This window comes from Streptomyces sp. XM4193, from assembly GCF_023072595.1.
Taxonomy (GTDB): domain Bacteria; phylum Actinomycetota; class Actinomycetes; order Streptomycetales; family Streptomycetaceae; genus Streptomyces.
The window spans coordinates 268,935-290,970 of the sequence record NZ_JALLGK010000003.1 but is presented as its reverse complement, the minus strand read 5'-3'; the positions used below and the strand labels follow the sequence as shown (position 1 = coordinate 290,970).

The 22,036-nt window shown below is 71.8% G+C and carries 20 protein-coding genes; 8 read left to right on the top strand and 12 right to left on the bottom strand.

The genetic code is table 11. The annotated features are described in order from the left end of the window. Positions 1-33 precede the first annotated feature (33 nt). From MTQ01_RS12410 to galU, 5 genes are all read right to left on the bottom strand, one after another. Positions 34-744, bottom strand: a complete 711-nt coding sequence (locus tag MTQ01_RS12410; RefSeq protein WP_247490030.1) for a GNAT family N-acetyltransferase — start codon at positions 742-744, stop codon at positions 34-36. Next, on the bottom strand, positions 741-1,235 hold the full coding sequence (locus MTQ01_RS12405; RefSeq protein WP_247489630.1) for a MogA/MoaB family molybdenum cofactor biosynthesis protein: 495 nt from the start codon (positions 1,233-1,235) through the stop codon (positions 741-743). The genes MTQ01_RS12410 and MTQ01_RS12405 overlap by 4 nt, the downstream gene beginning before the upstream one ends. Next, entirely contained in the window at positions 1,232-1,708 is a 477-nt protein-coding gene (moaC, locus tag MTQ01_RS12400) for a cyclic pyranopterin monophosphate synthase MoaC (RefSeq protein ID WP_247489628.1), read from the bottom strand. Before moaC ends, MTQ01_RS12405 begins: the two co-directional genes overlap by 4 nt. A gap of 156 nt (positions 1,709-1,864) precedes the next feature. Then, complete coding sequence (glp, locus tag MTQ01_RS12395) at positions 1,865-3,181, bottom strand: gephyrin-like molybdotransferase Glp (protein ID WP_247489627.1); 1,317 nt, start codon at positions 3,179-3,181, stop codon at positions 1,865-1,867. A gap of 4 nt (positions 3,182-3,185) precedes the next feature. Beyond that, positions 3,186-4,109, bottom strand: coding sequence for a UTP--glucose-1-phosphate uridylyltransferase GalU (gene galU, locus MTQ01_RS12390; RefSeq protein WP_247489625.1), 924 nt, complete (start codon positions 4,107-4,109; stop codon positions 3,186-3,188). Positions 4,110-4,185: 76 nt separating this feature from the next. Here galU and MTQ01_RS12385 point away from each other — a divergent pair, with 76 nt between their 5' ends. Continuing rightward, complete coding sequence (locus MTQ01_RS12385; protein ID WP_247489622.1) at positions 4,186-4,770, top strand: 5-formyltetrahydrofolate cyclo-ligase; 585 nt, start codon at positions 4,186-4,188, stop codon at positions 4,768-4,770. 120 nt (positions 4,771-4,890) lie between these two features. Here MTQ01_RS12385 and MTQ01_RS12380 read toward each other — a convergent pair whose 3' ends face one another. Continuing rightward, positions 4,891-7,749, bottom strand: coding sequence for a penicillin acylase family protein (locus MTQ01_RS12380; RefSeq protein ID WP_247489620.1), 2,859 nt, complete (start codon positions 7,747-7,749; stop codon positions 4,891-4,893). A 444-nt stretch (positions 7,750-8,193) separates the two neighbouring features. Here MTQ01_RS12380 and MTQ01_RS12375 point away from each other — a divergent pair, with 444 nt between their 5' ends. From MTQ01_RS12375 to MTQ01_RS12355, 5 genes are all read left to right on the top strand, one after another. Beyond that, a complete protein-coding gene (locus MTQ01_RS12375; RefSeq protein ID WP_247489618.1) occupies positions 8,194-9,495 on the top strand; it encodes an MFS transporter in 1,302 nt (433 codons plus the stop codon). A 66-nt stretch (positions 9,496-9,561) separates the two neighbouring features. Further along, positions 9,562-9,957, top strand: a complete 396-nt coding sequence (locus MTQ01_RS12370) for an FmdB family zinc ribbon protein (RefSeq protein ID WP_247489616.1) — start codon at positions 9,562-9,564, stop codon at positions 9,955-9,957. A 378-nt stretch (positions 9,958-10,335) separates the two neighbouring features. After that, a complete protein-coding gene (locus tag MTQ01_RS12365) occupies positions 10,336-11,181 on the top strand; it encodes an S-methyl-5'-thioadenosine phosphorylase (protein ID WP_247489614.1) in 846 nt (281 codons plus the stop codon). Positions 11,182-11,569: 388 nt separating this feature from the next. Then, positions 11,570-12,181, top strand: coding sequence for an RcpC/CpaB family pilus assembly protein (locus MTQ01_RS12360; protein ID WP_247489612.1), 612 nt, complete (start codon positions 11,570-11,572; stop codon positions 12,179-12,181). A 240-nt stretch (positions 12,182-12,421) separates the two neighbouring features. Further along, positions 12,422-12,901, top strand: a complete 480-nt coding sequence (locus tag MTQ01_RS12355) for an MscL family protein (protein WP_247489610.1) — start codon at positions 12,422-12,424, stop codon at positions 12,899-12,901. A 15-nt stretch (positions 12,902-12,916) separates the two neighbouring features. Here the strand turns inward: MTQ01_RS12355 and MTQ01_RS12350 are convergent, their stop codons facing one another. Further along, on the bottom strand, positions 12,917-13,228 hold the full coding sequence (locus tag MTQ01_RS12350) for a hypothetical protein (RefSeq protein WP_247489609.1): 312 nt from the start codon (positions 13,226-13,228) through the stop codon (positions 12,917-12,919). Beyond that, positions 13,225-13,710 (bottom strand): AMP-binding protein, encoded by a 486-nt coding sequence (locus MTQ01_RS12345; RefSeq protein WP_247489607.1) that lies wholly within the window; start codon positions 13,708-13,710, stop codon positions 13,225-13,227. Before MTQ01_RS12345 ends, MTQ01_RS12350 begins: the two co-directional genes overlap by 4 nt. A gap of 266 nt (positions 13,711-13,976) precedes the next feature. Here MTQ01_RS12345 and MTQ01_RS12340 point away from each other — a divergent pair, with 266 nt between their 5' ends. Next, positions 13,977-15,044 carry a P1 family peptidase gene (locus tag MTQ01_RS12340; RefSeq protein WP_247489605.1) on the top strand — a complete coding sequence of 356 codons (1,068 nt, stop codon included), beginning with the start codon at positions 13,977-13,979 and terminating at the stop codon, positions 15,042-15,044. Positions 15,045-15,225: 181 nt separating this feature from the next. Beyond that, entirely contained in the window at positions 15,226-15,468 is a 243-nt protein-coding gene (locus MTQ01_RS12335; RefSeq protein ID WP_247489602.1) for a hypothetical protein, read from the top strand. 260 nt (positions 15,469-15,728) lie between these two features. Here the strand turns inward: MTQ01_RS12335 and MTQ01_RS12330 are convergent, their stop codons facing one another. From MTQ01_RS12330 to MTQ01_RS12315, 4 genes are all read right to left on the bottom strand, one after another. Then, positions 15,729-17,960, bottom strand: coding sequence for a fructose-specific PTS transporter subunit EIIC (locus MTQ01_RS12330; RefSeq protein ID WP_247489600.1), 2,232 nt, complete (start codon positions 17,958-17,960; stop codon positions 15,729-15,731). Between the two features lie 253 nt (positions 17,961-18,213). Beyond that, positions 18,214-19,167 carry a 1-phosphofructokinase gene (pfkB, locus tag MTQ01_RS12325; RefSeq protein WP_247489598.1) on the bottom strand — a complete coding sequence of 318 codons (954 nt, stop codon included), beginning with the start codon at positions 19,165-19,167 and terminating at the stop codon, positions 18,214-18,216. After that, positions 19,164-19,925, bottom strand: coding sequence for a DeoR/GlpR family DNA-binding transcription regulator (locus MTQ01_RS12320; protein ID WP_247489596.1), 762 nt, complete (start codon positions 19,923-19,925; stop codon positions 19,164-19,166). The genes pfkB and MTQ01_RS12320 overlap by 4 nt, the downstream gene beginning before the upstream one ends. Positions 19,926-20,575: 650 nt before the next feature. Then, positions 20,576-21,586 (bottom strand): RNA polymerase sigma factor RpoD/SigA, encoded by a 1,011-nt coding sequence (locus MTQ01_RS12315; protein ID WP_247489594.1) that lies wholly within the window; start codon positions 21,584-21,586, stop codon positions 20,576-20,578. Positions 21,587-22,036: the final 450 nt, after the last annotated feature.

The window sequence follows — 22,036 nt, the reverse complement described above, 5'->3', positions numbered from 1 at the left end:
CTCGAAGGCGACCCAAGCGAAAGAATCGAACGTTTATCGCATTTCCCGGGCGGGGCCCGGCCGGTCGGGCCGGTCGTCGCGATGCGGACGGACCTCGGTTTCGGATCGGGCGCCGCGATCGGACTCGCCGGGACGGTCGTACCGCAGCGAGTGCCAGCGTGCGAGCAGGCCCTCCGGCACCTCCTCCGAGGTGAGCGCGTAGACGAGGTGGTCGCGCCAGTCGCCGTCGATGTGGAGATAGCGGGGCCGGAGCCCCTCCTCGCGGAATCCGAGTTTCTCGACGACTCTCCGGCTCGGGGCGTTTTCCGGCCTGATGCAGATCTCGATGCGGTGCAGCCCGACGGTGCGGAAACAGTGGTCGACGGCGAGCGCGACGGCGGTCGGGGTCACCCCGCGACCGGCCACCGCCTGATCCACCCAGTAGCCGATATGGCCGGAACACATCGAGCCCCAGGTAATTCCAGCCACCGTCAGCTGACCGGCCAGACGCCCGCGGTAGAACACCGCGAAAGGAAGCATTCGGCCCGCGCTCGCCTCGGCGCGCAGATTGCGCACCATCTGCCGGAACGAGGGCCGTCCGGCCGGGAGATGGCCCGGCGGTGCCGGTGGAATCGTGGCTTCCCAGGGACTGAGCCAGGCGCGATTGCGCTGGTTCACTTCGCGCCAGGCGCGGTGGTCGCGCACCCGCACGGGACGGAGGGCGATGTCGCCGTCCGCCAGCTCCACCGGCCAGGGCGCGTTCAGCTGTCGTCTCCTCGTGGATGGTCGCCGCCTCTGAGCTGGTCCACAGCGTGCGGGACGATCTCCTGCAGAACGGCGATGCCGTCCTTCACTCCTCCCCGGGAGCCGGGCAGGTTCACGATCAGAGTACGCACGGCGACCCCCGCCAGGCCACGGGAGAGCGCCGCGGTCGGCACCTTCGTGCGCCCCGCGGCACGGATCGCCTCGGGGATTCCGGGCACCTCGTGGTCCAGCACCCGCCGGGTCATCTCGGGGGTGAGGTCGAGTGCGGTCAGCCCGGTGCCGCCGGTGGTGACGACGAGGTCGTACCCCGCGGCCACCGCCTCCCGGAGCACCCTCTCGACCGGTTCGCCGTCGGGGACGACCGTCGGGCCGTCGGCATGGAAGCCCATCGCAGCGAGCCCGTCGCGCAGCAGCGGTCCGCCGGTGTCCTCGTAGACACCCGCAGCCGCACGGTTGGAGACGGTGACGGCCAGGGCGCGCGGGGCGGTCACGAGCGCTGCCAGTCGCCGGACTTGCCACCGGTCTTGGACTCGACCCGGATGTCGGTGATGACCGCGCCCTTGTCGACGGCCTTGACCATGTCGACCAGGGTGAGGGCCGCGACGGAGACCGCCGTCATCGCCTCCATCTCCACCCCGGTCCGGTCGGTGGTCTTCACGGTGGCGCTGATCTCGACCGCGTCGTCGGCGACGGAGAGTTCGACGCGTACGCCGGAAAGGGCCAACGGGTGGCAGAGCGGCACGAGTTCGGGTGTCTTCTTCGCACCCATGATCCCGGCGATGCGGGCGGTCGCGAGCGCGTCCCCCTTCGGCACCCCCTCCCCGCGCAGCAGGCCGACGACCTCCGGGGTGACGCGCACCCGGCCGGTGGCACGCGCGGTGCGCGCGGTGACGTCCTTCGCGGACACGTCGACCATGCGTGCGTCGCCGCGCTCGTCGATGTGGGTGAGGTGCTGGCTGCTCATGGCGAGAACGGTACCGGGCGCCGCGACACCCCCTCCCGCGGCTCCTCGACGGCGGACGGAGCGCCGGCGGAGGTGCGGGACACGGGCGCGGCACCGGTTGCCGTCGGGGTGGGAGCAGGACGCGGGGCGGGTGTCGTCGGGCAGGGGCGGGTGTCGTCAGGCCGGGCCGGCGAGGAGTACGACCTCCAGTTCCGCGCCGGGCACCACTTCGGTGACGTCCTCGGGCACGACGAGCAGGGCGTCCGCGTGCGCGAGGGAGGCGACCAGGTGCGAGCCCGCGCCGCCCACCGGCTCGGCGGTGCCGAGCAGTTCGCCCTCGGCGGCCGGAAGATGGCGGCAGCGCAGGAACTGGCGCTTGCCGGCCGGGGAATCGAGCGGCTTGTCGGCCTGGACCCGAGCGCGGACGATCGGGCGGTGCACCGAGTCCAGCCCGATCAGCTTGCGGATGACCGGACGGACGAACAACTCGAAGGAGACATAGGAACTCACCGGGTTGCCCGGCAGCGCGAGCAGCGGAGTGCGGTCCGGACCGATCAGACCGAAGCCCTGCGGCTTGCCCGGCTGCATCGCCAGCCTGCGGAAGTCCACCGCCGCGCCGTCCCAGAGCGTGCTGTCGCCGAGGGCCTCCTTCACCACGTCGTACGCGCCCACGCTGACTCCGCCGCTGGTCACCAGCACATCGGCGCGCACCAGTTGGTCCTCGACCGCTTCACGGAAGGAATCGGCGTCGTCGGCGACCGCGGTGGCCCGGTAGGCGAGCGCGCCGGCGTCGCGGGCAGCCGCGGTGAGCACGAAGCTGTTGGAGTCGTGGATCTGGCCCGGCCCCAACGGCTCGCCGGGCTGGACGAGTTCGCTGCCGGTGGACAGGACCACCACGCGCGGGCGGGGACGCACCTGAACGGTGCGCCTGCCGATCGCGGCCAGCAGCCCGAGCTGCGGAGGCCCCAGCACCGTGCCGGCGGTGAGCGCCACCGCGCCGGCGCGCACATCGCTGCCCTGCGCCCGTACGTGCTGGCCGGCGCTGACCGGACGGTGGACCCGCACCTCGCCGGTCGCGCCGGAGGGGTCGCTGCTGTGGGCCGTCATGCTGGTGACCGGCCCCCTGCCGGTGCCGCCGTCCGTCCACTCCACCGGGACGACGGCCTCTGCTCCGGTCGGGAGCGGAGCGCCGGTCATGATGCGCGCCGCCTGGCCGGGACCGACGGTGAGCAGGGCTCCGCTGCCGGCGGCAACATCACCGACGACGGTGAGCACCGCGGGGAACTCCTCTCCCGCGCCCTCGACGTCCACGGTGCGCACCGCGTAGCCGTCCATCGAGCTGTTGTCGAAGGGCGGCAGCGCGGCGGGCACCAGCACGTCGTCGACGAGCACACAGCCCTGCGCCTCCAGCAGGGACAGCTCCAGCGGCTCCAGCGGATGGACGGACGCCAGAATGTCGTCCAGATGCTCGTCGACCGACCAGGTCTCGCTCAACGCCTCACAGCTCCTTGCCGACGAAGTCCCGCAGCCAGTCCCGGAATTCGGGACCCAGATCCTCACGCTCGCACGCCAGACGGACGATGGCGCGCAGGTAGTCGCCCCGGTCGCCGGTGTCGTAGCGGCGTCCGCGGAAGACGACGCCGTGCACCGGGCCGCCGAGGGACGGGTTCTCGGCGAGTGTCTGGAGCGCGTCGGTCAGCTGGATCTCGTTGCCGCGGCCCGGCTCGGTCTTGCTCAGCACGTCGAAGACGGCGGGGTCGAGCACGTAACGGCCGATGATCGCCAGATTGCTCGGCGCCTCCTGCGTGTCCGGCTTCTCGACCAGGCCGGAGACCTTCACCACGTCCCCCTCCGCGGTGGGCGCGGCCTCGGCGCAGCCGTAGAGGTGGATCTGCTCCGGCGCGACCTCCATCAGCGCGATGACGCTCCCGCCGAGCTCCTCCTGGACCTGGGTCATCCGCATCAGCAGCGGATCGCGGGGGTCGATCAGATCGTCGCCGAGGAGCACGGCGAAGGGCTGGTCGCCGACGTGCGGAGCGGCGGCAAGCACCGCGTGGCCCAGTCCGCGGGGGTCGCCCTGGCGCACGTAGTGCATGGTGGCGAGGTCGCTGGACTCCTGGACCCTGCTGAGCTTCTTCTCGTCGCCCTTGTGGCGCAGGACCTCTTCGAGCTCGTAGTTGCGGTCGAAGTGGTCCTCCAGAGGCCGCTTGTTGCGGCCGGTCACCATCAACACGTCCGAAAGACCGGCGGCGACGGCCTCCTCGACGACGTACTGGATCGCGGGCTTGTCGACGACGGGCAGCATCTCCTTGGGAGTGGCCTTGGTCGCCGGGAGAAACCGCGTGCCGAGCCCGGCTGCGGGGATGACAGCCTTGCTGATCCTGGCCTTGGAGGCGGGCGCTGTAGTCATGCCCCGCACCATAACCGGTCGCTTTGTACCGAAGTGAGGCTCTGCCTACTTCTGTTGCTCCACGCGGACAAAGGAAGGTTCATCGACAGTGAGCAGTGAAGGTAGCAAGCGTGCGTTGCGGGCAGAACTCCTTTCGGTGAGGAGGAAGTTGACGCCGGATGACGTGCGTCTGCGCGCGGAGCGGATCGCGGCGGCGGCAGCACGGTGGGACCGGCTGGCCGAGGCGCGGACGGTCGCGGGTTACGTCTCGGTCGGCACCGAACCGGGCACCCGCGCCCTGCTCGACGCGCTGCGGGAGCGGGGCACACGGGTGCTGCTGCCGGTGCTGCTGCCGGACAACGACCTGGACTGGGCGGCGTACGAGGGCCCCGAGCGGCTGCTGCCCGCGGGGCGCGGACTGCTGGAGCCGGCCGGTGAGCGGCTGGGCGCCGAGGCCGTGGCCGATTCCGAGGTGGTGCTGCTGCCGGGGCTCGCGGTGGACCGGTCCGGGCTGCGGCTGGGCCGCGGCGGCGGATCGTACGACCGGGTGCTGGCGCGGTTGGCGGCGGCCGGCGCCGATCCTGCGCTGGTGGTTCTGCTGTACGACGACGAGGTGCTGGCGCGGGTGCCGGCCGAACCGCACGACCGGCCGGTGCACGCGGTGGTGACGCCCTCGGGTCTGCTGCGGTTCTGATCCGGGCGCCGCGGGAGCCCCGTACGCCCGTACCCGAGGCTCGTCGGCCCCGGGTACGGGTGCGGGTACGGGTACGGGTACGGGCGCGCGGCTGCGTCCGGCGGGGGTGTCCTCGCGGACTCAGGGAGTGAGCGCCATCGTGTCGTCGGTGCGCTTGTCGACGGCTTCCTTGCTGAAGGCCCAGGGCAGAAGCTCGCCCTTGGCCCACAGATCGGTCTGGTCGGTGTAGTTCGGGTGGAAGGCGTGGCCGGAGGCGCCGGTGAGGTTGATCCAGCGCGACTTGTCGAAGTCCTCGAGGTTGACGACCATCCGCATCGACGGAACCCAGGTCACGCCGTAACCGCCGGCCGCGTTCCAACCCGTCGCGTTGACCGCGTCCTTGCCGCCGCTCATCTCCCAGGGGCCTCTGTTGAGCAGCCGCTGAACGATGCCGGGGCCGCTGGTGCCGAGGGTCTGGTTGCGCAGCATGAGCCTGTGCAGGCGGCCCCAGCTCCAGGAGTTCATGTCCTTGCCGAGCTTGGACGTCAGCTCCCAGCGGGCTTCCTTCATCGCCCGGGCGAGCATCTGGTCGCGGCCCTCGGCGGCGGCGAAGTCCAGGTCCTTGCGGGGGGCCTGCCACCACTCGCTCTTCGGGTCCTCCAGCAGACCGCGCATCACCTCGAACCAGCGGTCGCTGCCGTCGGGTTGGGCGGTCTCGCTCTCGCGCTGGCCGCACTCGCGGATCGTGCGCGCGGTGCCGTCCAGATCCTCGATGGGGCCCGAGTCGTCGGCAGGACGGACCATCAGGCACTCGCCCTTGACCCGGAGCTCCTTGGGGAGCTTGTTGCCGATGGTGAGCAGCAGCAGATTCCGCCACACGCCGTTGAAGTAGGCCGCCGCCGCGGAGTCGGCGTCCTGGGTGTAGTCCCAGCCCTCCAGGAGCTGCTGCGCCTCGCGGACGTAGGAGTCGCCGATGTCGATCTTCAGCAGATGGGGCACCAGCAGCTTGGCGATCTCGCTGCTGTTGTCCAGCTGCATGGACTGCATGTCGTCCATGGAGATCTTGCCGCCGTCCTTGATCTTCGACCGGATGAGGTCGTTGATGCGCTGGCTGCGGGTGCCGTAGCTCCAGTCGTCGGTGAGGTGGTGCGGGTAGTCGCGCTTGTCCACGACGGCCTGGTTCGCCGTCACGATGAAGCCGCGCTTGGGGTTGTACTCGCTGGGCAGCTCGTCCTGCGGGATGTAGCCCGTCCAGCGGTGGTCGGGGTCCCAGCCGGGAGCCGGGTAACGTCCGTCGCCCTTGCCACGCACGGGGATGCGGCCGGGTGCCTGATAGCCGATGTTGCCCTTGGTGTCCGCGTAGATGAGGTTCTGCGAGGGCACCTCGAACTTGCGGGCCGCGGCCTGGAACTCCTTGAAGTTGCTCGCCCGGTTGAGCTCGAAGAGCGAGTCCATCGTGTTGCCCGGGCTCAGCGCCGTCCAGCGCAGCGAGACGGCGTAGCCCTTGCCGCGGTCGGGTGCGGCGCCCTCCACCGGAGCGGTGTCCCCGACCTGGCCCAGCTGGGTGTTGCGGTCGGAGACGATCGGGCCGTTGCGGGTGGAACGGATCGTGATGCTGCGGTCGTTGCCGCCGGCCACCTTGATCGTCTCGCGGCGGGTCTTGTACTCGGTGTAGCTGCCGTCGTAGAGGTACTTGCCGTCCTGGATCTTCTCCAGATAGAGGTCGGTGACGTCGGCGCCGAGGTTCGTCAGGCCCCAGGAGATGTCCTGGTTGTGGCCGATGACGACACCGGGAAGGCCGGAGAAGGTGAAACCGGCCGCATCGGTCGGGCACTTGTCGTTGACCTGGGTGCAGTGCAGCCCCATCTGGTACCAGACGGACGGGAGTTGGGGCGCGAGGTGCGGGTCGTTGGCGAGCAGCGGCTTTCCGCTGGTGGTGTACTTGCCGGAGATGACCCAGGAGTTGGAACCGATGCCGCCGCCGTTCGGGCCCAGCAGCGCGGGCAGCTCGTCCAGGGACTTGGCGAGCGAGGAGAGCTGGGTGCGCACTCCCTGCGCCTGACCGCCGGCGACAGAGCCCTCACCGCCCTGGCCCACGCCCGGCTGCTCGGTGCCCGGCAGTCCGCCGCCCGGCTGGCCCGCACCCGGCTGACCCGATTCGGGCGACCCCGCGGGCGGCGGGGTGTCCCCGCCGGCCCCGTCGCCCTGGCCGCCCGGAGTCCCCTGACCGTCCGGAGTCCCCTGACCGTCCGGAGCGCCCTGACCCTCGCCGGAGCCGGATTCGACGCCCTCCTCGACGATCGGCTTGTTCCGGTCGTAGGGGTAGCCGGGGTAGAGCTCTTCGATCTGCTTCTCGCTCAGGCGGCCCGCCATCAGCGAGCGGTCGATCTCGTCCTTGATGTTGCCGCGCAGGTCCCAGGCCATGGCCTTGAGCCAGGCGAGAGAGTCGATCGGCGTCCACTTCCTGGGCTCGTAGCCGCTGTTGACGAAGTCCAGCGCGGCGTACTCCACCGAGATTCCGGATCCGCTGTGGTCGTCCAGGTAGGCGTTGACGCCGGCCGCGTAGGCGTCGAGGTAGCGCTTGGTGTCTGCGGAGAGCTTGGTCTCGTACTCCTTCTCGGCCACGTCGTGCCAGCCGAGCGTCCGGAGGAACGCGTCGGTCTCCACCTGCTTCTCGCCGAAGAGCTCGGAGAGCCGCCCCGCGGTCATGTGGCGCCGTACGTCCATCTCCCAGAAGCGGTCCTGGGCGTGCACGAAGCCCTGCGCCCGGTACAGGTCCTGGGCGTTGCTCGCGTAGATCTGCGGGATGCCGTTGCCGTCGCGCTTGACGTTGACGGTGCCGGACAGGCCCTCGATCTTCTGCGAACCGGTCGTCTGCGGGAAGGAGTCGCGCACGGCGCTGACGGACCAGAAGGTGCCCGCACCCAGACCCGCCACCAGCACGAGGACGACAGTGATCACGATGAAGCGGGTGCGGCGGGACCGTTTCTTGGCGGGCATCGCTGTCCTTATGCGGGGCAGGTGGGACTTTCGGATCGGCTGAATGGCTGATCCGTGATGGAGCAACTGTAGGCGGCCGACTTGACGGTCCGGACGGGGAGTCAGCGTTGCCGCGGCCCGCCCCTGCGCGCGGGGGTGGGGTCGAGGTCGCGCGAGAGGTCCGCCGGGGCCTCGTCGGAGCCGGTCGGCTTGACTGGAAATGGCCCCCGAGTGACCGAAACACCATGGGACGAACCGCCGGTGTCGTGTATCACCGCGAACGGCCGGGCGCCACACCGGCGGAGGTCGCTAGACTTCAGACGTACGTTCGTATCCGACCCTGTCTGATGCAGAGCCGACGCCCACTGCCCACCGATCGACCGCAACCGGTCGTCCGGACGCCACCGCGAGACGGAGCGCGACGAGGGCCGGCGTACGAGGACGGCTCTCGGCGACCACCGGCGAGTGGGCGCTACCAGACGGCAGAAAGGCTCGGCCGTGGCGACCAGGCCCGGCTACCGCCAGCTCCTCCGCACCCCCGGCATATGGTCCTTCGTGCTGCCCGGCTTTCTTGCCCGGCAGCCGTTCGCGATGCTCACCATCGGGATCGTCCTGCTCGTCCAGCACACGACCGGTTCCTTCGCGGTCGCCGGAGCGGTCTCCGCCGTCACCGGCATCGCGATGGCCCTCGGCGCGCCCCAGGCAGGACGGCTCGCCGACCGCTTCGGCCAACGGGCCGTGATCGTGCCAGGCGCCCTGCTGCACGCCGCCGCCGTCTGTGCACTGCTCGCTCTCGCCCTGGCCGACGCCCCGCTCTGGGCGCTGCTGGCGACCGCCGTACCCGCCGGTGCCTCCGTACCGCAGGTCGGGCCGATGGTGCGCGCCAGATGGGCCCACCGCCTGGGCGGCGGGCCGCTGATGCCCACCGCGGCGGCGTTCGAGTCGGTGACCGACGAGTTCACCTTCGTGGTCGGCCCGGTGCTGGCCACCGCACTGTGCACCGGAGTCCACCCGGCGGCCGGCCTGGGCGCCGAGGCGATGCTGACGGTGATCGGCGGACTGCTGTTCGCGGCCCAGGCCCGCACCGCACCGCCGCCCGCCGGGAACGGACCGGGCACCGGACCGCGGTCCTCGGCCCTCGCCATACCCGGCGTGCGGGTCCTGATCGTCGGCTTCCTCGGCATCGGCGCGGTGTTCGGCGGGATGCAGGTCTCCCTGACCGCGTTCTCCCAGTCGATCGGTGCTCCGGCCATCAACGGCGTGCTGTACGGCGTCTTCGCCTGCGGCAACATGCTCGCGGGCGTGGCCTGCGGCGTCATCGTCTGGCGCTCCTCGCCCCGACGGCGCCTGCCGCGCGCCTACGCGATCCTGGCGCTGGCGAGCGTGCCGCTGTGGTTCGCCGCTTCTGCGGGCTCGCCGGTGCTGCTCGGAGCCGTCGGCCTGGTCGTCGGCCTCACGGTGGCGCCCGCACTGATCACCGGATTCACCCTGGTCGAGCAGCTCGTCCCGGCGAAGGTCCGCACCGAGGCGTTCACCTGGCTGACCGGGGCCGTGGCCTTCGGACAGGCCGTCGCGGCGACCGCGGCGGGGCAGCTGGCGGACGGCCTCGGCGCCGAGGCCGGGTTCCTCGTACCGCTGGTCGGGACGGCGCTGGCCGCGCTGACCCTCGCCGGCCTCCGGGGGCGGCTCGTCCCCGCGCCGCAGGGACCGGAGGATTCGGTGGTCGTACGTGGCCCCGGTCACCGTCTGCCGCTCGCAGTGGACTAGGGCGATGGAATACTGCACCATGGAGCGTCGTTAGCACTCCACAGGGAAGAGTGCCAGGAGGAGCAAGTGCCGACCTATCAGTACCAGTGCACCGAGTGTGGCGAGGGCCTTGAGGCGGTGCAGAAGTTCACCGATGACTCGCTGACCGAGTGCCCCAGCTGCGCGGGCCGCCTGAAGAAGGTGTTCTCCGCGGTCGGCATCGTCTTCAAGGGTTCCGGCTTCTACCGGAACGACAGCCGCGGTTCGTCGTCCAGCAGCAGCCCGGGCTCCTCGAGCTCCGGCTCGTCCTCGGGCTCGAGTTCGACCTCCGGCGGCGGCTCCGACTCGGGGTCCTCCAGCGGGAGTTCGTCCACCGCGTCCTCCGGTTCGAGCGGCGGCTCGTCCTCCGGTGGTTCGAGCGGCGGCTCGTCCTCGTCCGACGGCGGCAGCAAGGCGGCGAAGGCGAGCACCTCCGCGGCCTGATCCGGTCCGGCCTGATCCGAGGGCCGGCGCGGGGCGGGCGCTGTGACGCGCGCCCGACGCGCCGCACGGCTCGTGCCCGGATCATCCCGACGCGCGGCGGCCCACGCGGCCCCACGTGTCGCAGCAGTCCATGACGAGGCCCGTCGGCCCCCACACCGGGGTGCCCGGCGGGCCTCGCTCTCGTGACGTCGCGGTTCGTCGGCGCCCGGGCACGCAGGGTCTTGGGCGTGCGGCTGCTCGGGCACACGAGCTCTCGGGCATACGGGCTCTCGCGCGGGCGGGCGCCCGAACATGCGGGCCCCCGGCGCCCGAAGGTCCGGCTAGGGTGGCTGACTGCATCCCGCCGCCGCGCGGTGGGCCGGGTCGAACGACAGGCAGGTGAGCCAGGTGACCGAGGACGTACGGGCCGAGATCGGCGTGATCGGCGGATCCGGTTTCTATTCGTTCCTGGACGAGGTGACCGAGCTTCGCATCCGCACTCCGTACGGAGAGCCCAGCGACAGCCTGTTCGTCGGCGAACTCGCAGGCCGCCGCGTCGCGTTCCTCCCCCGTCACGGTCGTACGCACCACCTGCCTCCTCATCGCATCAACTACCGGGCGAACCTCTGGGCCCTGCGTTCGCTCGGCGTACGCCAGGTGCTCGCGCCGTGCGCGGTCGGCGGGCTCCGGGCGAAGTACGGACCGGGAACGCTGGTCGTGCCGGACCAGGTGGTGGACCGCACGAAGAGCCGTACGCAGACCTTCTACGACGGCGAACCGCTGCCGGACGGCCAGCGCCCCGGAGTGGTCCACGTGGGCTTCGCGGACCCCTACTGCGAGCACGGCCGCGAGGCCGCCCTCGCCGCTGCCCGCGGCAGCGACTGGGAGCCGGTCGACGGCGGAACGCTGGTCGTGGTGGAGGGGCCCCGCTTCTCCACCAGGGCCGAGTCCCAGTGGCACGCGGCCCAGGGCTGGGCCGTGGTCGGGATGACCGGCCATCCCGAGGCGGTGCTCGCTCGTGAACTCGCGCTCTGCTACACGTCGATGGCGCTGGTGACCGATCTGGACGCGGGTGCAGAGAGCGGCGAGGGTGTCTCGCACGCCGAGGTCCTGCGTGTGTTTCAGGAGAACGTCGGCAAACTGCGGTCCGTGCTGTTCGACGCGGTGGGCAGGCTGCCGGTGGAACGCGTGTGTGCGTGCCAGGACGCTCTGGACGGGCTGGAGTTGGGGATCAAGCTCCCGTAGCGAGAGCGGGGCGCGGACGGGCGGGGCGCGGGGCGGGGCGCGGTGGACCCAACCGCCGTGGACGAGCCGGGGTTTCCGACCCACGACTCACCCTGACACGGATCCAACGCCCCGTCACTGCCCCTCAGGGGTGAGGGAGTTGTCCACAACTCTGCAGTAGTCCACAGGCGTCAGCAGGATTTTCGTTCTCGGTGCACCGTGGTTCTGGTGGTCACGTCGATGGCCACCGACCACCTCTGCTGTTCACCTGCTCAGGGCGGTGACCGTGATGTCCGCTGCACACTCCTCCTCACACCTCGACCCACTCCCCCGCCGGTCGGATTCGCCCGGCGCGCCCCCGCCGAGCCCCTTCGTTCCCCCACCCGCGGGGGTCGCCGACTTCGCCCCGGTGATATCGGGTACGGAGGGCCCTGCGGGGCTGCTGTCCCGCTTCAGGCCTCTCTCGCGTCTGGCCCCGTCCCGGCGATCCACGGCAGCCGGCCTGCTGGGTGCGCTGATCGCGCTGGCCCTGCTCCTTCCCCAGTGGGGGCGGAGCGCGGAGGCTCCCGGCCCCGCGACCGCAGCCCGCCAGGAAGCCGCCGCGCCGGAGTCCGAAAGCTCGGTGGGCGGCGGCCCCGGGCCGGCTTCTGCCGGCAGCACGGGCGAGGACCGCACCGGCGCTTCCTCCGGCAGCGGCCGGCACGAGGGCGCTTCCGGGCGCCTGGTGTCCGCTCCGGTCCGGCTCGCCGACGCGGAGGTCGTGGGTCTGCTCAGAAGAGGAGACCGGGTGGACGTGCTGGCCAGTCGCGCCGAGGGAAGTCCGGGCGGGCAGGCGCGCGTGGTCGCCCACCGGGTGCGGGTGGCCCAGCTGCCGACGCCTGCCGGGGGCGGGGACGCCTCGGGCGCCGCCGGGCCGCAGAAGGAGGACGGCGGGCTCGTCGTCCTTGCGGTGCCACCGGCCACTGCGAAAACGCTGGCCGGCGCCGCCGCACACTCCCGATTGACGGTGTCCCTGTGGTGAGGGCGGAGGAGCCGGTTGTGACGAAGCGCCCAATTCACTTCCGCACAGTTGCGCTGGTGGCAGTCCGTATGGGGTCATCGGATTGGACAGCTCGCCTCTCGCTCGTGCAGCGTTCCGCTTGCTGTTTCCGTAACTGTGCGTTGAAGAGATCAGAAGGGCAGACGAGTGAGCGAGGCGACACCGGAGGAGAAGCCGGCGGAGAAGAAGCCGGGCGCCCTGGCGGGATTCAGGGAATTCCTCATGCGCGGCAATGTGGTCGAGCTGGCTGTCGCCGTGGTCGTCGGCACCGCCTTCAGCAAGATCGTGGATGCCGTGGTCAACGGCGTGATCAACCCGATCGTCGGCGCTCTCGGCCCGAAGAACCTCGACGAGTACGAGGCCTGTCTGAAGAGCCCCTGCACGGTCGACTCCGCCGGCGAGACGACGGGCGTGCTGTTCAAGTGGGGCAGCGTGCTCAGTGCCTCGCTGACCTTCCTCATCACCGCGGCCGTCGTGTACTTCCTCATGATCGTTCCGATGAACAAGTACAAGGAGCGGCAGCTGGCCAAGCAGGGCGAGACTCCGCCCGAGCCGACCGAGATCGAGCTGCTCACCGAGATCCGCGACGCGCTGCTCGCCAAGAAGACCGAGGGCGCTTCTCAGGACGGCGAGGCTCAGCCCGTGGAGGCGTCGGTCAGTGGTGGCGTCGCGCCGCCGCGCGGGGAGCCGGACGCCCGCTGACGGGTTCTGTAGGGCTCACAGATGGTGCGGCGGCTTCTCGTCCAGAAACCTGGCGAGGTCCGCCGCACTGTCGTTGCCGCCCCTGCTCTGCTCGCCCCAGCCGCTGTCGGAGTCGTCCGAGGAGCGTTCGGCCAGCGGATCCCCGAAGTCCAGCGCCGCAGCGGCGGCGCCCGCGGAGGTCGGGGGCGAGCTGTCGCCCGGCACCTCGGCAGCCCGGTGGTCCGCCGGCTGCGAGCCGGCCCGGTCGTCCGCCCTGGTGGCCCCGCTCACCGACGGGGGCGTCGCGGGGTCTCGCGGTTCGTCCGCTCGGTCTGCTGAGGCGCTCATTCCTCCAGGGTATCCAGCGCCTGGTGCCACCAGAGATCGCGGCCCGGGCTCCAGGGCACGGGCCCGGGAAGCCGGTGGACCACCAGCACTCTCTCCACCGCCGGGCAGCCGACAAGCGCCGCGTCCAACACCTTCTTCGCCGCATAGCGCTGCTCGTTGTGGTAGCAGCTGTCCGCCGTGATGACCATGCGGGCGCCGCTCTCGACAAGTCGTCGCCGCAGCATTCCGGCCGGCTCACCGAGCGGCAGAGTCTTGCGAATCGCCGCGAGCCGGCCGCAGGCCATCGTCACCACCACCGATTCGGGCGCCATCGGCAGCAGTACGGCCACGCGTTCGCCTGCGGTGACGCCGAGGCTGCGCAGCGTCCCGGCGGCCTGCTTGGCCTGCGCGACCAGCTGGAAGTGGATGAACTCCGCTCCAGGTGTGGGCGGCAGGTTGTCAGAGGAGTCCGGTGGCGGTGGTGCGGAGTGATCGGCCGACATGTTCCCAGCCTCCGCCGAGCCGATGAACGTCCGATCAATGACTCATTGATGCCCACGCAGGAGCCGCGAGAAGGGCCGGTTCGGTGCCTCACGACGCGGTCGGGTCGGGCCTGTTCCGTCCTCGGGGGCAGCGCCCGGAGCAGGCCGGTGCTGCGCGGGTACGGCCACCGGTTCGGCCCGTTCGCGAGTGGGCGGGGCCTGCGGCCGGGAGACTTGATACCCCTTGGAGTGTGGCAGACAAACAGAGTTCAACAGCCCGTTCGATCATGGCAGTTCCAGGTGTACGCGTCGGTCATGCCGAGCGCATCGGTGACGGCTGGCTCACCGGCACCACGGTGGTGCTTGCGCCGCCGGGCGGCGCGGTGGTCGCGGTGGATGTGCGAGGTGGCGGCCCGGGCACCCGGGAGACCGACGCCCTGGACCCGCGCAATCTGGTGGAGCGCGTGGACGCCGTCGTGCTCACCGGTGGCAGCGCCTACGGCTTGGACTCCGCAAGCGGTGTCGCGGCCTGGTTGGAGGAGCAGGGGCGCGGCGTGCCGGTGGGGCCCGAGCCGGGCCAGGTCGTACCGGTGGTCCCCGCGGCCTGCCTCTTCGACCTCGGACGCGGCGGCGACTGGAAAGCACGGCCGAACGCGGCTCTCGGCAGAGCGGCGGTGGAGGACGCCGCCCGCGCGACCACCGTCCGGGTCGGGAACGCAGGTGCCGGTGCGGGCGCGGTCGCCGGCGGTCTCAAGGGCGGCGTGGGCACGGCCGCCACCGTGCTGCCGTCCGGAGCGACCGTGGGCGCCGTGGTGGTGGTGAACGCCGTGGGCTCCTTCCTCGATCCGGCGACCGGCGCGCTCTACGGCGAACTGCTCGACGGGCGCACCGAGTTGCCGAGCGAGGAGCGGCACCGGCGCGCACAGGAGCGTGTGTGCGCCGCACAGCGGCGGTCGGGCTCCTCGCCGCTGAACACGACCATCGCCGTGGTCGCGACCGACGCCGTGCTGACCAAGGCGCAGGCGCAGAAGCTTGCGGGCACGTCCCACGACGGGCTGGCGCGGTCCGTACGACCGGTGCATCTGCTGCACGACGGCGACAGCGTGTTCGCGATGGCCACCGGAACCCACCCGGGTGGGTCCGGCGGTTCCGGAGGCACGGGTGGTGGCGGACAGCGCGAGGAGGCGGCCCCCGGCGGTGACGGCTTCGCCCGGATCAAGGAGGTCAACGAGGTACTGGCCGCCGGCGCGGACGTGCTGATGCGCGCGGTGGTGAACGCCGCGCTGGCGGCGGAGAGCGTGACCGTGCCGGGCGGCGAGTTCCTGTCCTATCGCGAGCTCTACGGGAGGAGTTGAGGAAGCGAGGGCCGGCAAGCGGCGCGCACAGCGGGGCCGCCGGGAGTCCGCCGGGCACGAAGTCTGCCGCCGAGTGCGTGGGATCAGGAGCAGCCGGGTGCTCGAGCCGGGCTGCGCCGGGCCGGGCCCCGGAGTCCGCCCTGCGGCTCTCGGGCGCCAGCCGGGCGCAGGGCAGGCGTCGGTGCGGACGCTGGTGTACGGGTTCGGGGCGATCGAGGGTGCCCGGGCGCAGGCCTGGCTGGAGTACGGGCAGTGGGAGGCGGTGATGCGACTGAAGTCCGGTGAGGCGTACGACTTCGGGGCGCGACTGGGCGGGACCTCGCTCAGCTGGTCCGCCCGTCCCGCGCTCTTCGTTCCGCTGCCGGCCGACTGCGCCGCGTCCATACGCCTCGAAGCGTCCGAGCCCGGGCCGCCCGAGCCCTGAACTCCGCAGCGCACGACGGTCGTTCCGCGGGAGCGCCCGGCGTGCGGGCGGCGGGGCGGGCCGTCGTCAGGGAGCGGGCACGGCGGGGGCGTCGCGGACGCAGTTCTCGGCGTACGGGAGTCCGTACGCCGAGAACCGCGCCGAGTCGCCGGGTACCAGGGGCCGCGGTGCCGGTGCCTGCTCCTGGGTCGCCCCAGGCCGGTGCCCGGGGTCTCGCGGGGCCCGCGGTGAAGGACCTGTCGGGGCCTGCGGTCGGGCGTTCAGGCCGTGGTGCGGGCCTCTGCGTGCTCGACCGCTCCGGCAGGGGCCGCCGAGCCAGCGGCGGAGGTCCTGCGCGCGCCCTTCAGCAGCAGCACGAGCGTGGTGGTGACGGCCGTACCCGCGGCGATCGCCACCAGGTAGAGCAGCGGGCTGCCGATGAGCGGCACGACGAAGACTCCGCCGTGCGGTGCGCGCAGGGTGGCGCCGAAGGCCATGCTCAGCGCACCGGTCACCGCGCCGCCGGCCATGGCGGACGGGATGACCCGCAGCGGGTCGGCGGCGGCGAAGGGGATGGCTCCCTCGGTGATGAAGGAGGCTCCGAGGACCCAGGCGGCCTTGCCGTTCTCGCGTTCGGTGCGGCTGAAGAGCCGGGCACGCACGGTGGTGGCCAGCGCCATCGCCAGCGGCGGGACCATACCGGCGGCCATCACCGCCGCCATGACGTTCAGCGCGCCGTCGCTCGGGTTGGCCACGGCGATTCCGCCCGCGGCGAAGGCGTAGGCGACCTTGTTGACCGGGCCGCCGAGGTCGGTGCACATCATCAGCCCGAGGAGTGCGCCGAGAAGGATCGCGTTGTTGCCGTCCAGGCTGCCCAGCCAGTCCGTCAGAGCGGACTGGGCGCCCGCGATCGGCTTGCCGATGACGACGAACATCAGGAAACCGACGACCGCGGAGGAGATCAGCGGGATGACGACGACGGGCATGATGCCGCGCAGCGCAGCGGGTATGCGCACCCGTTGGATGAGGCGTACGACCGTACCGGCCAGCAGACCGGCAGCGAGTCCGCCGAGGAACCCGGCCTCGATCGACAGGGCGAGCGCGCCGCCCACGAATCCGGGCACCAGGCCCGGCCGGTCCGCCATGCCGTAGGCGATGTAGCCGGCCAGCACGGGCACCAGGAAGTCGAAGGCGGTGGAACCGATCTGGTGGAACAGCGCGGCCCAGCTGTCGGCCTCCAGCCAGGCGAAGTGGTCGGCGACCGACTTGGCGTCGGTGATCTCGTACCCGCCGATGGCGAAGGCGAGGGCGATGAGGAGACCGCCTGCCGCCACGAAGGGGACCATGTAGCTGACGCCGGTCATCAGCCAGGTGCGCAGCCGGGTGGCGAAGTGGTCGCTGTCGGCGCCGGCTTCGTTCTCCGACGCGGCGGCGGGGGCGGTCGGCTCCCCGCGAGCCGCCTTCTGCCGTACCTCGTCGAGGAGTTCGGTCGGGCGGTTGATGGCGGCCTTCACACCGACGTCCACAGTGGGCTTCCCGCCGAAGCGCTCCTTCTCGCGCACCTCGACGTCGTGGGCGAAGACCACACCGTCGGCCCGCGCGATCAGGTCGGGGTCCAGGCGCTCGAATCCGGCTGACCCCTGGGTCTCCACGTGGATCTCGTATCCGCCCTCGGCCGCCGCGTTCTCCAGCGATTCGGCGGCCATGTAGGTGTGGGCGATACCGGTCGGGCAGGAGGTGACGGCGACGACACGGAACGGGGCGACGGGCTCGGCGGCAGGCTCGGGGCCGGCAGCGGACGGGGCAGCCGCCCGGGTGTCGTCCTCGGTGGTGGCCGCAGGGCGCGGTGTCGAATCGGCAGGTTCTGCCGGGGAGTTGACTTGAGCCGCACCGCCGGTGGTTCGTGTGGTGTCCGGCGTCGCCGGTTCGTCGGTCGCGCCCGGGGCGCTGGTGGTCGTGGGCTCGTCGTCCCCGTCCCGTTCGTCCCCACCTTGCGAGCGCCCGTCCTGCGAGCCTTCCTCGCCCTCGGGCGCCGGTCGGTCCTCGCCCTCGCGCTCGTCCCCGTCCTCGTCCCGGTCGCCGCGGATGAGGGCGGCGGCGTGGGCTGGGTCGTCGGTGGCGCGGAGTGCGTCGGTGAAGTCGGTGTTCACCAACTCCCTGGCCAGGGCGGACAGCATCGTCAGATGGTCGCTGTCGGCGCCGGCCGGCGCCGCGATCAGAAAGATCAGATCCGCCGGCCCGTCGGCGGCACCGAAGTCGATCGGCGTACGGGGCCGGCCGAAGGCCAGCGTCGGTTCTGCCACATGCTCACTGCGGCAGTGCGGAATGCCGATACCGCCGTCGAGCCCGGTCGGCATCTGCGCCTCGCGGGCGGCCACATCCGCGAGGAAGCCTTCGAGGTCGGTGACGCGCCCCGCCCCGGCCATGCGTTCCGCGAGGGCGCGAGCGGCTTCGTCCTTGGTGGTGGCGGAAAGGTCGAGATCGACCAGATCCGCGGTGATCACTTCACTCATCGCACGGCTCCGATGGCGCTGAGGGGACTGGGACTGGTGCTGGCGTGGTGCTGGGTACGAGTCGGGGACTGTCGGGGTGGCAGGTGGGGGCCTGCCGTGTTCGTGGTGCCCGTGGGTGCGCTGTGGCGCGGGTCCCGGGGCAGCTGCCGGGGTGCGGGCTGCGCTTGCAGACGGACTCCGGCTGTCGCGGCGGGGTGTGCCGCTCGCCGGGGGCGCCCGATCGCGGGGCGGACGGTCGCGGGAGGGGGCGGCGCTACGTCGTGTCCCGCAGCGGCCGGTCCAACGGAACGTCGCTGGTCACCGTCACGGCGCTGGTGAGCAGGTCCTCGGGACGCGGCATCTGGCTACCGGGTAGCTGTACGGCCGCGGCGCCGTGGGCGACGGCCGCGGCGAGCGCGTCCGGCCCGGCGCCACCGCCCGCCAGGAAGCCGGCGAGCGAGGCGTCCCCGGCGCCCACGGTGCTGCGTACGGCGGTGACGGGTGCGTGGCCGAAGTACGTTCCGGTGGCGTCGACGAGCAGTTGGCCGTCGGCGCCGAGGCTGGCGAGCACACCGCGTGCGCCCGACTGCCGCAGTTCCTCCGCGGCCTTGACCGCGTCGCCCACCGTCAGCAGCGGGCGTTCGACGGTCTCGGCAAGCTCCAGTGCGTTGGGCTTGACGATGTCGGGTCGCTCCGCGAGCGCGGCTCGCAGGGCGGGCCCGGAGGTGTCCAGCGCGATCCGCACACCGGCCCGGTGCACCCGCGCGACGAGACCGGCGTACCACTGCTTCGGCAGCCCGCGGGGAAGGCTTCCGCAGCAGGCGACCCAGCGGGCCGCGTGCCGCGCCGCCTCGTCGCGTACGGCTTCGAGCAGTTCCTCGGACTCGTCGCGGGTCAGCTCCGGTCCGGGCGCGTTGAGCTTGGTGACCGTGCCCTCGGGTTCGACGACCGACACGTTGACGCGGGTGGCACCCGCGACCCGTACGCCCGCGACCCGGATGTTCTCGCCTTCGAGCAGGGCGCGGAGTTGCTCGCCCTCGGGGCCGCCGAGCGGCAGTACGGCGACGGTGCGCAGGCCGGCCGCGTACACCGCGCGGGAGACGTTCACGCCCTTCCCGCCGGGCTCCACCCGGTCGGTGTCCGCGCGGAGCACCGCGCCGCGGTCCAGCGCGGGCACCTCGTAAGTGCGGTCCAGGCTCGGGTTGGGCGTGACGGTCAGGACGGTCATACGCGTGCCACCTCCGTGCCCTGCGCCTCGATGTCCCGCGCGGTCGCGGGGTCCAGGCCGGTGTCCGTGATCAGCAGGTCGATTTGCGAGAGCCGCCCGAACCGGGCGAAGTGCACGTGCCCGTGTTTGGAGGAGTCGGCGAGCAGGACGACCCGGCGGGCCGCGGCGATCAACTGCCGCTTGACCGCCGCCTCGGCGAGGTCGGGAGTCGTCAACCCGCCGTCGAGGGAGAACCCGTTGGTGGCGAGGAAGAGCACGTCGGCGTTGATCTCGCGGTAGGTGCGCAGCGCCCAGTCGTCGACCGCGGCCCTGGTCCGGTGCCGCACCCGTCCGCCGACCAGGTGGAGATCGATCGCGGGGTGGTCGGCCAGACGCGCGGCGAGCGGCAACGCGTGGGTGAGTACCGTGAGTTCGGCCGCGAGCGGGAAAACCGCGGCCAGCTGTCCGGTGGTCGTGCCGGCGTCGAGCACGACGCTTCCGTCGGCCGGAAGCTCCTCCAGCGCGGCCTGCGCGATCCGGGCCTTCTCCTCACCCGCGGTGCTCTCGCGTTCGCTGAGGTCGGGTTCGAGATCGAAATGCCCGACAGGGATCGCGCCGCCGTGCACCCGCCGCAGCATCCCGGCACGGTCGAGCGTCTTGAGGTCGCGCCGCACGGTCTCGGCGGTGACCCGGAACTCGGCTGCGAGCGACACCACATCCACCCGCCCGCTCTCTCTGGCGATGCGGACGATCTCCTGCTGACGTTCGGCTGCGTACATCTGTGACTGGGTCCGTTTCCCCCGCCCGACTCCGATGGAGGCGTCACGCTACGCCCGGTCCCGATCGAAGTAAACACGTACGGACATCCAACTGGGCACATTCGGGCATCGCCGAACACACGGCGACCCGAGCCCGCCCGTCTCTCCGCCACCTTCGCTCACTCGCCACGCGGACGGCACGGACGGCGACGCGGCGGCGGGACGGCGACGTGGTGGCACGGACGGAGACGTGGTGGCACGAACGGAGACGTGACGGCGCGGACGGAGGCGCAGGCGTTCGCGCCGCCCGCCCAGCCACGCCGAGGACGCGCCCGACCCCAGCAGCACGAGAGGGGTACTCCGCGACCACCCGCCACGCGACGGCGACCGGACGACCCCGCGATCTCCCGCCCCAAACCGGCCGTCGACGCACCGACCACCGCCGCAGATCCCCGGACGGAAGCGGAATCCCGGGCGTCCGACCGGACCCCGGACAGGGCGGAGCCCCCGGGGACGGCGGGGGTCCGCCACCGGGGGCTCCTCGAGGCGGGCCGCGATACGACCCGCTGGCTCTTCACTTCTCCTCCGCACCGCCCGCGCGGTACGGCTCTGCGTGGCTGCCGACGAGGACCGGAGCCGGCCGACTCCCGGCGCCGATACTCCGACGCGGACTAGGCCGCCGCGTCGAAGCCGGTGTCGTGCGCGAGCTTCTTCAGCTCCAGCAGCGCGTGCTTCTCGATCTGCCGAATCCGCTCACGCGTCAGGCCGTGCTGCTTGCCGACCTCCGTCAGGGTGCGCTCCTTGCCGTCGAGGATGCCGTAGCGGGCGCGGATGATGGAGGCTGTGCGCTGGTCGAGCCGGCCGATCAGGCTCTCCAACTCCTCGCTGCGCAGCAGTGTGAGCACCGACTGCTCGGGCGAGATCGCCCCGCTGTCCTCCAGCAGGTCGCCGAACTGGGTCTCGCCCGCGTCGTCCACGGCCATGTTGAGACTGACCGGGTCGCGCGCCCAGTCCAGCACGTCGACGACGCGCTCGGGCTTGGTGTCGAGCTCGGCGGCGATCTCGTTGGGCTCGGCGTCCCTTCCGTGCTCACGGTTGAACTCCCGCTGCACGCGCCGGATGCGGCCGAGCTCCTCGACCAGGTGGACGGGCAGCCGGATCGTCCGGGACTGGTCCGCTATGGACCGGGTGATCGCCTGCCGGATCCACCAGGTGGCATAGGTGGAGAACTTGAAGCCCTTGCGGTAGTCGAACTTCTCCACCGCGCGGACCAGGCCCGCGTTCCCCTCCTGGATCAGGTCGAGCAGCGGCAGCCCGCTGCGCGGATAGCGCCTGGCAACCGCGACGACGAGCCGCAGGTTGGAACGGATGAAGGTCTCCTTGGCGCGCTCCCCCTCGGCGACTATGAGCTCCAGCTCGTCTCTGCCGGCGGTGGCGCTCGGCGCGTCCTCGGCGGTCGGCTCCTCGAGCCCGTCGAGAATCCGGTGCGCGTACACACCGGCCTCGATGGCGAGCGAGAGCTCCACTTCCTTCGCGGCGTCGAGCAGCGGGGTGCGTGCGATCTCGTCCAGGTACATGCCGACCAGGTCGCGGTCGGCAGTCTCGCCGCCTGCGCGCGCACTGCTGGCCGTGTCAGAACCCTGGGCGGTGGACTGACGACGGGCGACGGCACGGGTTGCCATGCGTGCTCCCTTGCGAGTGGTTCGACTACTGGTCGGTCGCGGGCCGCGACCCTCCTGACTGGCCTCTGCCCACGCACATCACAACGACGTGAATCGGGACAGAATTCCCAACCGGCGCATCATTTTTCGGAACGTGCAGTACCCTGCGTCCCCACAGCTCCCCGGCCGGGCGTCTTCGCGACGCGCGGAACTCCAGGTCAAGCCGGATGCGGGACGGCCGACTGCGTCCGCCGCGGGCCGCGTCCCCGCCGCCCTGTGAGACGGCTGTCACAGTCCGTTCCTGTGCGCTGCCCCCGTGGAGAGTGACGTCTTCGGCTGCTCTCCACCCGATAGGACGATGCCGACCCGGTAATTGGTTGCCCACCGAGTGGAACGGGCTTCCGCCCGAGCGCTCGTCGCCGCTCGCACCCCCGACCGATGCCCGGGGCCGCGACGGCCGGTTGCTGCCTA

Excerpts from the sequence above, each read along its gene's own strand:
- moaC (WP_247489628.1), bottom strand. The coding sequence starts at position 1,708 with ATGAGCAGCCAGCACCTCACCCACATCGACGAGCGCGGCGACGCACGC.
- galU (WP_247489625.1), bottom strand. The coding sequence starts at position 4,109 with ATGGTGCGGGGCATGACTACAGCGCCCGCCTCCAAGGCCAGGATCAGC.
- MTQ01_RS12380 (WP_247489620.1), bottom strand. The coding sequence starts at position 7,749 with ATGCCCGCCAAGAAACGGTCCCGCCGCACCCGCTTCATCGTGATCACT.
- MTQ01_RS12355 (WP_247489610.1), top strand. The coding sequence starts at position 12,422 with ATGCGCGGCAATGTGGTCGAGCTGGCTGTCGCCGTGGTCGTCGGCACC.
- MTQ01_RS12350 (WP_247489609.1), bottom strand. The coding sequence starts at position 13,228 with ATGAGCGCCTCAGCAGACCGAGCGGACGAACCGCGAGACCCCGCGACG.
- MTQ01_RS12345 (WP_247489607.1), bottom strand. The coding sequence starts at position 13,710 with ATGTCGGCCGATCACTCCGCACCACCGCCACCGGACTCCTCTGACAAC.
- MTQ01_RS12340 (WP_247489605.1), top strand. The coding sequence starts at position 13,977 with ATGGCAGTTCCAGGTGTACGCGTCGGTCATGCCGAGCGCATCGGTGAC.
- MTQ01_RS12330 (WP_247489600.1), bottom strand. The coding sequence starts at position 17,960 with ATGAGTGAAGTGATCACCGCGGATCTGGTCGATCTCGACCTTTCCGCC.
- pfkB (WP_247489598.1), bottom strand. The coding sequence starts at position 19,167 with ATGACCGTCCTGACCGTCACGCCCAACCCGAGCCTGGACCGCACTTAC.
- MTQ01_RS12320 (WP_247489596.1), bottom strand. The coding sequence starts at position 19,925 with ATGTACGCAGCCGAACGTCAGCAGGAGATCGTCCGCATCGCCAGAGAG.
- MTQ01_RS12315 (WP_247489594.1), bottom strand. The coding sequence starts at position 21,586 with ATGGCAACCCGTGCCGTCGCCCGTCGTCAGTCCACCGCCCAGGGTTCT.